At 60.3% G+C, this 13230-nt stretch carries 8 protein-coding genes; 3 read left to right on the top strand and 5 right to left on the bottom strand.

The annotated features are described in order from the left end of the window. Positions 1-18: 18 nt before the first annotated feature. Both ABD720_RS12235 and ABD720_RS12240 read right to left on the bottom strand, forming a co-directional pair. Entirely contained in the window at positions 19-990 is a 972-nt protein-coding gene (locus tag ABD720_RS12235; protein ID WP_344763570.1) for a response regulator, read from the bottom strand. Beyond that, positions 971-4396 carry an ATP-binding protein gene (locus ABD720_RS12240; protein ID WP_344763571.1) on the bottom strand — a complete coding sequence of 1142 codons (3426 nt, stop codon included), beginning with the start codon at positions 4394-4396 and terminating at the stop codon, positions 971-973. The genes ABD720_RS12235 and ABD720_RS12240 overlap by 20 nt, the downstream gene beginning before the upstream one ends. Before the next feature lie 286 nt (positions 4397-4682). Here ABD720_RS12240 and ABD720_RS12245 point away from each other — a divergent pair, with 286 nt between their 5' ends. The 3 genes from ABD720_RS12245 to ABD720_RS12255 all read left to right on the top strand — a co-directional run bounded on the left by ABD720_RS12245 (position 4683) and on the right by ABD720_RS12255 (position 9132). Beyond that, positions 4683-6386, top strand: a complete 1704-nt coding sequence (locus ABD720_RS12245; protein ID WP_344763572.1) for an F-box protein — start codon at positions 4683-4685, stop codon at positions 6384-6386. Between the two features lie 134 nt (positions 6387-6520). Next, positions 6521-8221 (top strand): F-box protein, encoded by a 1701-nt coding sequence (locus ABD720_RS12250; RefSeq protein ID WP_344763574.1) that lies wholly within the window; start codon positions 6521-6523, stop codon positions 8219-8221. Between the two features lie 236 nt (positions 8222-8457). Beyond that, positions 8458-9132 (top strand): leucine-rich repeat domain-containing protein, encoded by a 675-nt coding sequence (locus ABD720_RS12255; RefSeq protein WP_344763575.1) that lies wholly within the window; start codon positions 8458-8460, stop codon positions 9130-9132. A gap of 4 nt (positions 9133-9136) precedes the next feature. Here ABD720_RS12255 and ABD720_RS12260 read toward each other — a convergent pair whose 3' ends face one another. The 3 genes from ABD720_RS12260 to ABD720_RS12270 form a co-directional block, all read right to left on the bottom strand. Next, positions 9137-11845, bottom strand: coding sequence for a putative bifunctional diguanylate cyclase/phosphodiesterase (locus tag ABD720_RS12260; protein WP_344763576.1), 2709 nt, complete (start codon positions 11843-11845; stop codon positions 9137-9139). A 4-nt stretch (positions 11846-11849) separates the two neighbouring features. Then, positions 11850-12296, bottom strand: coding sequence for a prepilin-type N-terminal cleavage/methylation domain-containing protein (locus ABD720_RS12265; protein WP_344763577.1), 447 nt, complete (start codon positions 12294-12296; stop codon positions 11850-11852). A 530-nt stretch (positions 12297-12826) separates the two neighbouring features. After that, positions 12827-13108: a FliH/SctL family protein gene (locus ABD720_RS12270; protein ID WP_344763578.1), complete on the bottom strand. Its 282-nt coding sequence runs from the start codon at positions 13106-13108 to the stop codon at positions 12827-12829. Positions 13109-13230 lie beyond the last annotated feature (122 nt).

Here is a 13230-nt window from a genome sequence, read left to right on the forward strand (position 1 = left end):
CATCGTGGAGTGAATTTGCTATTGCACCGACTCGCTCGCCGCATGCTGTCTGCCAACCGCCAGCGCGGCAGCGGCCGAGCGTGTCTCGACGCCCAGCTTCACGAAAATATGTTCCAGGTGCTTGTTCACCGTGCGCGGGCTCATGCCGAGGATGTCGGCGATGTCGCGGTTGGTTTTGCCTTTTGCCAGCCAGGTCAGCACATCATTTTCGCGCGGGGTGAGCTGGAAGCTGGCCATCGGCGGCGCGCTCGGCACAGCGTGCACGATTTCGTCGAGTATCAACAAGAGATCACCACTGCGCTCGCCGCGCGAAAAGCGGATGCGCAGTTCGTGGGTTGCGTGCAGTGCGCAGGGGTCCGCCTGCGCTTGTCGGACTACCAATGCCGGCACCGCCAGCGGATCGAGCGCAGCCTGATCCAGATGCCCTGCGATCCAGGTTAGTACCGGTAGCGGTAACGCCGGCAGCGCATCGCGTTGCGGAAAATAGCTGTCGAGCCAGGCCAGCGCCTTGCTGGTTTGCCAGATTGGCCGACCCTGCCGGTCCAGCACGATCACGGCATGGGCGCTGGCGTCGCTGGCGGTATTGGCCATCGAAATCTGGCTGGCGCTGCGCAACTGTGCGGCGATGCGCGCAATGACTTCGCGGGGTTGCAGTGGCTTGATCACATAGTCGTTGCCGCCGACTTCGAAGCCTCTGACGACATGTTCGGTTTCGGTCAGGCCGGTCATGAAGATCACGGGAATATGGCTTGCACCGGGCTGCGCGCGGATACGCCGGCAGGTTTCGAATCCATCCATGCCGGGCATCACGGCGTCGAGCAGGATCAGGTGTGGCGTGACATAGCCGAGACGTTCCAGCGCGCTGCGTCCGTCGGTGGCGACCAGCACCATGTAACCGGCATCGTCGAGTGCATCGGAGAGCACCGCGAGGTTTTCCGGGACATCATCGACGATCAGGATGACGTGCTGTTCAGGTGATCGTATTGTCATTGGCATTGCTGGCATCGCGGATGGCCTCCTTGAGTCGGTGCGCAAAATCATTCAGGCGGTAGCGCTTGACCAGCTGGCGCAGTTCCGTCGTGAAGGCGAGCTGTGATGGCGTACGCTGTTCCAGCTCGGTGAGTTTTTCGAGAATGCCTTTGACGTAACCGATCGCGCCCAGTTCGAGCAGCGTGATCAGGTCATCAATCGATGGCAAGGTCGGCGCGATGTCGGCTGGCCCTGAAGTCTCGATTGATAATGCCGGGGAGGGCGCGGCAATCCATTCAAGGCGCAAGTGCAGCTTGATCTTGGCCAGCAATTCCAGCAGCGATACCGGCTTGACGACGAAGCCGTCGTGGTACGGAAAACCGGCGCGTCCGGCGGCCTGATCAAAGGCATTCGCCGAGACGATCAGGATTGGCAAGGTGGCGTCGCCGAGTTCGCGGATGGTACGGCTGACGGCCCAGCCATCCATGCCCGGCATGGCGATATCGAGCAGCAGCAGGTCAGGGCGGTTGGCGGCGATCGCTGCCAGGCAGGCCGCGCCGCTGTCGGCTTCGGTGATGTCAAAACCCATCGGCAGCAGCATTTGCGCGAGCATCGTGCGTTGCGATGCCTGGTCGTCAACGATCAGGATGCGGCGCCGTCGGCCGCTGTAGCCGGACAGCGGGTCGTCCAGTGTCAGCGTCGGACGCGGCGCATGCACTTGCGGCAAATACAGCTTGAGCAGGAAGCAGCTGCCGTGGCCCGGTTCGCTGGTGACACTCAGTTCGCCGCCCATCACGTGGGTCAGCATGCGGCTGATCGTCAGGCCAAGGCCGGTGCCGGTATCGGCGCGCAGGTCGGCGCTGGCAGTGCGTTCGAACGGCAGAAAAATCCGCTCGGCGTCCGTCGCTGAAATGCCGATACCGGTATCTTCAATTGAAAAATGCGCCATCTCGCGCAAGTAATTCAGGTGCAGCGTGACCGAACCCGCATCGGTGAATTTGACCGCATTGCCGAGCAGGTTGATGAGGATCTGGCGCACCCGTTTGTGATCCGCTCGCACCACGGCCGGCAAGCGTCCGCTGAGGGTGAAATGAAATGCCAGGCCTTTTTCGGCGGCAAGCGGGCGAATCATCTGGACGATCTGTTCCAGAAACGCCGGCAGCGCCAGTTCATCGGATTCGAGCCGCATGCGACCGGCTTCGATCTTGGCGATGTCGAGCAGGCCATCGATCAGGCTGAGCAAATGGTTGCCGCTGCGATGGATCACATCGACGGCATCCTTGCGCCGGGTCGGCATCGCCGGATCGAACTGCAAAATCTGGGCATAGCCGAGGATGCTGTTGAGCGGAGTGCGCAGTTCGTGGCTCATGCCGGTGATGAAGCGGGTCTTGGCCAGGTTGGCGGATTCGGCGGATTCTTTGGCGCGCTGCAGTTCGGCATCGGTCTTTTCGTGGGCGGCAATTTCCTGCAACAGCAGCTGGGTCTGGCGGTCCGATTCCTGATGGGCGATACGGCGGCTGTCGGCGGTTAGTACCAGCCACCAGACCCCGACCCCCGTCAGCAGCAGCAAGCTGAAAAACAGTTTCAGGAAAATGCTGCCGAGGTCAGTGACACTGGTGACCGTCTCGACCGTGGTGATTTCCTGGTAGTACAACAGCCACAACAACAATGCCAGCCCGGCGGCCATCATGCCCAGCACGATCAGGTACCGACTCAGGCGCGTCTGCAGACGCACCGCCAGGCGCTCCGGAAACAGCGCCATGACCTGTTCCGGCAAACGCGCGCCGACCTTGCAGCGATCATGGCAGCGCACGTCCAGTGAGCAGCACAGCGAACAGATCGCACCGTGATAGGCCGGGCAATGCGCCATGTCTTCGGTCTCGAAGGTGTTCTCGCAAATCACGCAAGCATGCGTGCTGATGGGGCCCGGGTTGCGGGCATCGCTGGCGGTGCTTGCCAGCGTATCGACCCGGGCGATGTAATACCGTCCATCCGTGATCCAGGCAATCAACGGCGCCAGCAGCATGGCGCTGCCCAGCGCAATGAACGGTGCCAGTCCCTGCGCCAGCGCACCAAAGAAGCCCGACAGCGCAATCGCCGACAGCAGGGTTGCGCCAAGCATCGCGCCGACTCCGACCGGATTGATGTCATACAGATGGGCGCGCTTGAATTCGATATGGGCCGGGCTCAGTCCCAACGGCTTGTTGATGACCAGGTCGGCAACCACTGCGCCGATCCACGAAATCGGCACCAGCGAATACATGCCCAGCACATGTTCCAGCGCCTTGAAGACACCCAGCTCCATGAGCAGCACGGCAATGAGCACGTTAAACACCAGCCACACCACGCGCCCCGGATGACTGTGCGTGAGCCGTGCAAAAAAATTCGACCAGGCCAGCGAGCCGGCATAGGCATTCGTGACATTGATCTTCACTTGCGACACCACCACGAACAGCGTGACCGCCGCCAGCACCCAGGCCGGATCCGAAAACACGTAACGATAGGCCACCAGATACATCTGCGTGGGCTCGATGGCTTGCGCCATCGGTACTTCGTGCTGGATGGCGAGGAACGCCAGCAGCGCGCCGCCCAGCATCTTTGCCACACCCAGCACGATCCAGCCTGGCCCGGCCAGCAACAGCGCCGACCACCAGCGCAGCCGGTTGGCGCGGGTTTTTTCAGGCAGGAAGCGCAGGAAGTCGACCTGTTCGCCGATCTGTGCAATCAGGGCAAAGGCGACTGCTGCCGCGGCACCGAACAGTGTCAGATTGAATGAGCCGCCCAGTTCCGAACGACCATTGAAGGTCATCAGATCCTGCAGCGCAGTTGGTTCCTTGTGGAGCACCGCCACGTAGGGCAGCACCAGAAGGATGATCCAGACCGGTTGCGTCCAGAGTTGCAGGCGGCTGATCCAGGTAATCCCCCACGCCACCATCGGGATGATCACCAGCGAACAGGCGATGTAGCCGAGTGCCAGTGGCAAACCGAAATACAGCTGCACCGCCTGCGCCATGATGGACGCTTCGAGGGCAAAGAAAATGAAGGTAAACGACGCATAGATCAGCGACGTGATGGTCGAGCCGATATAGCCGAAGCCGGCTCCGCGCGTCAGCAGGTCCATGTCGACGCCGTACTTGGCCGCGTAATAACTGATCGGCAGTCCGGTCAAAAAAATCAGGATCGACACGCACACGATGGCCCACATCGCATTAGTAAATCCGTAGCTCAGCGTGATCGCGCCGCCGATGGCTTCCAGCGCCAGGAACGAGACGGCGCCCATGGCGGTATTGGCCAGGCTAAATTCGGACCATTTGCGAAACGCACGCGGCGTGAAGCGCAACGCGTAATCTTCCAGCGTTTCATTGGCGACGAGGGTGTTGTAGTCGCGACGGATCTTGATGATGCGCTGGGGTGCTGCCGCGGGCATGGGAGTCTCCGGCAGGAAGTTGGGTGGGGATGCCATATTTGCAAGGATGGTTAGCAATTTTCAAACCATGTGATCGCGGGGGCTGTGCGGGACCGGCATTGGTATGGCGACACATGCTGGTGCGGCACTGCACCAATGTAATGAGTGTGGCGCTCGACGTGGTGCGCTTGCCAGCCGGTGTTGTCGATGGGATGCAGTCGGGTGGAACCAGTTGGCATCTGCAGATACAAATAGCTACTTTAATCGACGAAAGCCGCAACGCGTCATGGGTAATGCAATTCAGAAAATGCCGTGTTTATCGGGCAGCAGGACTGCGCGCAGTGACGCGAATGTGCCCGACACACGCGTGCAGGGAGCGGCGCTCACGACGTCGGCATCGAGCAGCAGCCTTGCATTGTCGCCGGATGCCCCAGCCAGTCCTGCAGCACCCGAACCGGTCGCACCCCGACCGGCAGTGATCCCGGTACCTGCCCAGGCCTTGAAATTGCAGGCCATGCCGAACGAGATTCTGGTCCGGATCGCCAGCCGGCTTGAGACGGCCGACCGCAGGAACTTCCGACTCATTGCACGAAACTTCCGCAGCGCCGGTGCCGAGCCGTTCCGGCATGTGGCAGTCCGGCAGCGCCTTGCCCTACCGACTGCACTATCGGCCTTTGGTGTCGGCGGACTCCACAAGCTGGACCTTGCCAATGGCGACATCACCGACGACGATTTGCCCACCATCGCGCCAGCATTGGGGCTGCAGGCGCAGCGTTTGCGTCATCTTGATCTGAGCAATAATCCCGCGCTGACCGGAGCGGGTCTGGGACAGCTACCGCCAGTGCAGCAGCTCGACCTCGGCCGGTGCACGGGGGTCACGAATGCGCACCTGCAAGCGTTGGCGAACCAGGGACAGTTGCAGCACCTGAGTCTGCAGCGTTGTGATCAGTTGACCGATCCGGCGCTGGCATTGCTGCCGACGTTGCCGCAGTTGCAGCATCTGGATCTGAGCCATTGTCATCACCTCACGGGCAGCGGACTGGTAGCTGCCACGCCACTGGACGCGCTGCGTCAGCTGAATCTGACGGGATGCCATGGCCTGGACAACGACCACCTCGCCCATCTGGCACCGGCCATGCCGAATCTGACGCATCTGGATTTGTCTTCCTGCCTCGGCATGAACGATGATGGTCTCTCCCGAATATCGTCGTTGACCTCCTTGCGCCACCTGCGCCTGAAAAACGACGACCTGATTACGGATGCCGGCCTGACGCATCTGTCGGGGCTGAGGTCGCTGAATTCTCTGGGCTTGGGCGGTTGCGATCAACTCACTGGAACCGGACTGGAACATTTGCTGGCAGTGACCACGTTACACAACCTGGACCTGGCGCATTGCGAGCAGCTCAACGATGCAGGAATGGCGTGCGTGGGTGCTGTGCAATCGCTGCAGCACTTGTCGCTGCCGCTGTGTCTGGCGATTACCGGAGCGGGTTTTGCAGAGCTGGGCAGACTGTCGCAGTTGCGATCGCTCAATGTGGGCTTTAACTATGTCACGGACGCCGACCTGCATATTCTGCTGCAGATGCCACAGCTTCGCTCTTTGAAACTGGCCTCCTGCGCCGGGATCAGCGGGGCAGGCCTGGCACAGGTTGCGACACGCCCTGCGTTACGGTCCCTGTATCTGGGCAACTCGCCGCAACTTGCGGATGCCGATATGGTCCACGTGGGACGCATGGCAGCGCTGCGACACCTTGACCTGAGTTACTGTCCGCAGTTGACCGGTGCCGGACTGGCACACTTGGCGGGACTGGTCTTGCTGCAAAAACTCAGCTTGCGGAGGTGCAGTCACGTCACGAATGCCGGTCTCGCGCATCTGGAGAGTTTGGCCGGGCTGCGCGAGCTCGATATCACTGGTTGCCCATTGATCTCGCGCAGGGCAATCGACCGATTGCTGCAGTGTCTCCCCGACTTGACCGTCATCGAAGAGCGGCGCGCACGACCTTTCGGATAGGCAAATTGTTGCAGTCTTCCAGCTAACGATGTCGGCGTGGTGCAGCCAGCCGGAACCATTTTATGGTTGCGGGTACAGACAGCTACTTCAATCGACGAAAGTGGCAACGCATCATGGGTAATGCAATTCGAAAAATGCCGTGTCTATCGGCCAGCAGGACCGCGCGCAGCGAAGCGAACGCGCCAGATCCAGGCGTGCCGGCAGCCGCGCTCACACCGTCGGCATCGGCATCGGCCAGCAGCAACCGTGCTTTGTCGCCAAATGCGCCCGCCAGTCCTGTCGCACCTGAACCGGTCGACTCCCGACCGGCAGTGATCCCGATATCTGCCCTGGCCTTGCAATTGCAGGCCATGCCGAACGAGATTCTGGTCCGGATCGCCAGCCGGCTCGAGACGGCTGATCGCAGGAATTTCAGGCTCGTTGCGCGGAAATTCCGCAGCGCCGGTGCCGAGTCGTTCCAGCATGTGGCAGTCCGGCAGCGCCTTGCCCTGACGGCTGCACTATCGGCCTTTGGTGTCGGCGGACTCCGCAAACTGGACCTTGCCAGCAGCGATATCACCGACGACGATTTGCCCACCATCGCGCCAGCAATGGGGATGCAGGCGCAGCGTTTGCGTCATCTGGATCTGAGCAGCAATCCCGCGCTGACCGGAGCGGGTCTGGGGCAGCTGCCGCCAGTGCAGCAGCTCGACCTGGGCCGGTGCACGGGGGTCACGAATGCGCACCTGCAGTTATTGGCGAACCAGGCGCAGTTACAGCACCTGATCCTGCAGCGTTGTGACCAGCTGACCGATCCGGCCCTGGCGTTGCTGCCCGCGTTGCCGCAGTTGCAGCATCTGGATCTGAGTCAGTGTCATCGCCTGACGGGCAGCGGGCTGGCAGCAGCCATGCCAATGAATGCGATGCGTCATCTGAATCTGACCGGATGCCATGGTCTGCTCAACGACCACCTCGGCCATCTGGCACCGGCCATGCCGAATCTGGCGCATCTGAATTTGACTTTCTGCCCCGGCGTGGACGATGGCGTTCTTGCGAGTCTGGCGCCGTTGACTGCCTTGCAGCGCCTGAGTCTGGAAGGCAACACGGGGATTACGGATGCCGGCCTGGCGCATTTGTCCGGGCTGAACTCGCTGAATTCTCTGTGCTTGAGTGGTTGCGATCAACTCACTGAAATCGGACTGGCACACTTGCTGGCGGTGACCTCGTTACGGGATCTGGACCTGGCGCATTGCAGAAACTTCAACGATGCAGGAATGGCCGTCGTCGGTGCTGCGCAATCGCTGCAACACCTGTCACTGCCGCTGTGTCGGGAAATCACCGGCGCGGGTTTTGCAGAGCTGGGCAGACTATCGCAGTTGCGAACGCTCAATGTGGCCATGACCCGTGTCACGGATGCCGACCTGCACACACTGCTGCAGATGCCGGACCTTCGCTTTCTGGTCCTGAACGTCTGCACCCGGTTCACCGGAGCCGGTCTGGCGCAGGTTGCGACACGACCTGCGTTACAGGAGCTGTATCTGAGTTGCTGCAGGCAGCTTGCGGATGCCGATATGGTCCACGTGGGACGGATGGCAGCGCTGCGACGCCTTGACCTGAGTTACTGCACGCCGTTGACAAATGCTGCACTGGCGCACTTGCAGGGACTGGTTTTGCTGCAGAACCTCAGCCTGAAAGGAAACAGTCACATCACCGATGCCGGTATCGCGCATCTGGAGACCTTGGCAGCGCTGCAAGAGCTCAATATCACCGAGTGCCGATTGGTCTCGCGCAGGGCAATCGACCGATTGCTGCAGCGTCTTCCCGGCCTGACCGTCATCGGCGGGCCGCAGGCGTGACCTTTCGGGTTGCCAGATTTTTGCAGTCTTTCAGTATGGAACGGGAGACCAGCGAATAGCCGGAAACCAGTCGCCGGTTGCTACTGAAGATCAAAGCCAAACTGTTCAGGCCGGGGTTCCGGGCCAACGTCCAGACCTGTTCACGGGTACGCAATCGGCATGGTGCAGCCAGGTTGAACCATTTTGTGTACGCGGACACAGACCGCGACTTCACTCGATGAAAGTAGTAACGCGTCATGGGTAATGCAATTCGAAAAATGCCGTGCATGTCGGCCAGCAGGACCGCGCGCAGCGACACGCGTGTGCCCGACGTGGCCATCCTGGTAGCTGTGCTGACGACGTTGGAAGCGGGCAGTGGCCGGTTTGCACTCTCGCCAAACGTACCCGCCAGTTCTGCCGCGCTTCAGGCTGCAGCGGCTCAACCACCGGAGGTTCCGATACCTGCCATTTTCTGTGCATTGCAGGACATGCCGGACGAACTTCTGGTACGGATCGCCAGCCGGCCCGATACCGCCGATCGCAAGAATTTCAGGCGCATTGCACGAAAATTCCGCAGCGCCGGAGCCGAGCCGTCCCAGGCAGTAGCGCTCAGGCGGCGTCGTGCGCTGCCGGATGCACTGTCTGCCTTTGGGGTTGGCGGTATCAGAAAGCTGGACCTTGCCAATGGCGATATCGCCGACGATGATTTGCGCATCATCGCGCCAGCGCTGGGAGCGCAGGCACAGCGTTTGCGCCATCTTGATATAAGCAACAATCCCGCGCTGACCGTAGCTGGTCTGGAGCAGCTGCCGCAATTGCAGCAGTTCGACCTTGGCCGGTGCACGGGGATCACGAATGTGCACCTGCAGTCATTGGCAAACCAGAGTCAATTACAGCACCTGAGCTTGCAGCGTTGCGTACCGCTTGCATGAGCAACTAGACGCTCCGGTGTTTCTGGTCTTCCAGCATGGCCATGAACGCAGCTGGCATGACCGGTTTGCTGCAGTAATACCCCTGATAGACATCGCACCCCTGGGCCTTCAGATAGTCCAGTTGGGCCAGCGTTTCGACGCCTTCGGCGACGACCTGCAGCTGCAGGTTGTGGGCGATGCCGATGATGGCGGTGACGATCAGCTGATCATCGCGATTGGCGGCGAGATCGCGCACGAAGGACTGGTCGATTTTCAGGACGCTGACCGGGTAGCGCTTCAGATACGCAAGGCTTGAATAGCCGGTACCAAAGTCGTCAATGGCTAGCAGGATGCCGAGGTTGCGCAGCTTAGTGAGCTGATCGATCATCTGCTCTCCCTCGCTCATCATCGTGCCTTCGGTCAATTCGATTTCCAGCCCATCGGCGGGCAGTCCGGTTTCGTGCAGGATAGCGGCCACCGACTCCACGAATCCGGGCTCGGCAAATTGTCGCGCCGCCACGTTGACGGCAATGCGTACCGGCTTGAGTCCGGCGCGTCGCCAGGCGGCGTTCTGCAGGCAGGCCGTGCGCATGATCCAGGCCCCGAGTGGCACGATCAGTCCGATCTCTTCGGCCAGCCCAATGAACTGCAATGGCGACACCAGACCGCGCACCGGATGCAGCCAGCGCACCAGCGCCTCGGCACCTTCGATTGCGCCTGTCACCAGGTTCACCTTGGGTTGGTAATGCAGAAAAAACTGACCCTCTTTCAGTGCTTGCCGCAGGTCCGACTCCAGCGCCTGGCGCTGGTGGTTTTCGGTGGTCATGGCGGCGTTGTAGATGCGGTAGGCGTTGCGGCCACTTTGCTTGGCGCGATACATGGCGACGTCAGCGCGTTCGAGCAAGGTCAGGCCATCGTCAATAGTCGACGGGTGCAGCGCGATGCCAATGCTGCAAGTCAGCTGAAATTGCTGCGTGCCGACCTCGCACGGACGCGTCAGGGATTGCATGACCTGCAGCGCAAACGCGGCGACGCTGGTGGCATCGCTGTCGTCCACGATCAGCACAAATTCATCGCCGGCCAGGCGGCCTGCCACACCGGCGCCAACCGCTACACGCAAGCGTTGCCCAACCTCCTTGAGTACCAGGTCGCCGGTTTTGTGGCCGAAATTGTCATTGATCTGCTTGAAGCGGTCGATGTCGATAAAGAGAACCACGCCAGCGCTGCGCCCGGCCATCAGTGACAGGATTTTTTCTTCCAGTCCGGATCGATTCAGCAGACCGGTCAGGCTGTCGTACAGCGCCTGATAGCGCAAATGCTGCTCCCGTTCTTCCAGCTGGATCGCGACAGCGATGCGATTGGCAAGCTTGGTCAGTTCGTCCACAGTGTCGGCGTTCAACACGGATGGTCCTGGCCACGTCAGCGACAGAATGCCGCGGCTGGCGCCTTGCCACATCAGCGCGGTGGTCCAGCTGCTGTTGCCATCGGTCAGCCTCGTCAGTGGTGGATTGCACAAGCCGGTTGCCGAGATTGCTATTTGCGCGAGGTCCTGGTGGCAGGGATCCACGTCCACGGTGTCTTCGCTGGTCACCGTCTCGTCGCTACTCCGTGAATACAGAATGCCTGCACCCTGCCGGTCAGCGACCTGGCGTGCGACGTGGAGGGCGGCATGCGGCAGCAACAGCCGGATGCGCGCGTCGACCATCCTGATGACGCTCTGCAAATCGAGGCGGGTCAGCATGTTCTGGTCAATTGCCGCGAGCGTTTGCAGTGTCGTCAATTGGCGCCCGATCTGGTTGGACATGTCGTTGACCGCGACGGCCAGTTTGCCGAACTCGTCGTCGGTGCTGACGGCAACGGGACTGAAATCACCCGTTGCGATGCGCCTTGCACCGGCGGTCAGACGTTCCAGCGGGCCGAGCACACGCCGGATCTGCACCAGGCTCAGTAGCAGGATCAGCAAGACCGATGAGACGGCGACAGTCAGGTACACCATGAAAAAATCGGCAAAAGCGCCGCCGCTGGCCGGGAAGCGGCGGCTTGCAACGATGGTCCAGGGCGCGACATGAAACGCGGGCTTGAGGAACAACTCGAAGCTACCTGTTCTGGCCGCAGAGGCGTCGCGCAGATGCTGCGCTGGCGCAGTGGGAACGTTACAAAACAGCGGCGCATTGCCGCTCGCGTAGACGCACAGGGAATACGCGGCGCTGATCTCATCCCCATCTCCCCATAAATACTCGGTCCTGAGTGGTGCCTTCAGCGCAGTGGATGGGCTCGGTGAGACAGCGATTAGCGAAACAATGGCCGCCTGCCCGGTACCGCGGGATGGTTGTACCGCCAGCAGCGCTAGCCGCAGCGCCGAATGCGGTGCAGCATCTGGCTTGACTCGCGTGCTGACATCCCTTTCGGACGCCGGTTCGCGCAGTGGTATCCGGTCTATTGACTGAAACATCGGGTAACGGCTGGACGTGGGCGAAGGAACGGCGCTGTCGTCCTGTGCCAGCGCGGCCAGTGCAGCATGGGCGAAGCCAAGCCTGCCAGCCACGGCCTGCGCATAACTGCGGCTGACCTCCACCAGTTCGGTGTGCTGTTGCTGTTGCAGACCGGCGTTGATGCTGCGATAGGTGAGCAACCCCAGCAGCAGGGTCGGAATCAGTGCCGCGATCACAAAAAATAGCGTGATCCGTCGTGAAACATGGCTGCGAAAAAATGTCCGGGTACGAAAATCGGGCACGGCGTCAGAAATTCGCAGCAAGGTCGATAAATGCGCCGTCTCTGGCCCGCAGGACATCGTCCAGGCTCTCCTTGTTCGTAATCTGATTCTTCGACAGACCGTCTTTGCCAAGGCTATAGAGATCGAAGTCGGAGTTCAGCGGATTCAAACGACGGTCTTTGCGCGCCATTCCCTTGCCGTTGATTAACGTCAGATCGACATACACATAGGGCCTGCCCCAGGGATCAGGTTGCGTGATGCCGATCGCTGCAAGGGAGGCTGGGTAAGCGCGGGCATCGACTTCGTAGAGCATGATTTTTGCCGACACTGCCGAAATGGTCAGTCGTGCGTCGGCGACCCGTACGCGCTCCCGGTAGGCCGCGTAGCTTGAGATGGCCGCCGCTGCCAGGATGGCAACGAGCGCAGTGGCGATCAGGACTTCAATCAGGGTAAATCCGTGTTGATTCTTCATGTTCGGCTGGCGCTTTTGCCGCGGCTAATATCGGTTATACCCTTTCGGGTCCATCACCATGACGTGACGGATTGCACAACACGCGACTGATATCTGATCCGTCACACTTGCGTTGAGAATTCTTTTAAGACATATAAATTAACGTGATGGAAAGTACTGTTCGGCACCGCACTTATTGCGGATTTTTTGCGCGTTGCTATCCAGACCACACTTCGTCCTGAAGCAGAATCGTAGGTTGGGCTGCGAAGCCCAACATGCGTCAAGCTGCCTTGTAGGTCGCCACGGCGTGCGGTCGTCGGTAGCTAAAACGGGTTGCGCTCCGTTGATGCAAGCCGGGTGCGGCCCGGCAGCCGGTCACTTCTTTTTGCTTCGCCAAAAAGCAGTAACCAAGAAAAAGGCGACCGCAAGACCGCTGCCCTGCGGGTTCCCAAAAACCGGGTACGGCAAGAGGGAAGCCCGCAAACTCGCTGCGCTCAGACAGTGCGGGCTTCTGATCCTCTTGCCGTACCCGGTTTTTGGCAGCGATCTTTTTATGCGGAATTCAAGGTCAAGACCAAGCCCAGCCTTGGAACCAGCGAGATGGTCGTGCCCGCTTTGCGCGAGAAAACTTCCTCGTCGTGATCGACATCGACTTCAAAACCAACGTCAAAACCAACGTCAAAACCAACGTCAAAACCAAGGTCAAAACCAACGTCGAAACCAACGTCGAAACCAACGTCGAAACCAACGTCGAAACCAACGTCGAAACCAGTTTCAAATTCAGTATCGAAACCAACGCCAAACTCAAAACCTACAAGGCTTTTACAAGTCATCTTTCTCGCGCAAAGCGAGCGAGACCATCATTCAATTACCAAGGCTGGGCTTGGTCTTGATCTTGAATTCCGCATAAAAGGCCGCTGCCAAATACCGTGTCCGGGCAGGGGATAAGAGGGCC

This window comes from Actimicrobium antarcticum, from assembly GCF_039536745.1.
GTDB classification, from domain to species: Bacteria; Pseudomonadota; Gammaproteobacteria; order Burkholderiales; family Burkholderiaceae_D; genus Actimicrobium; species Actimicrobium antarcticum.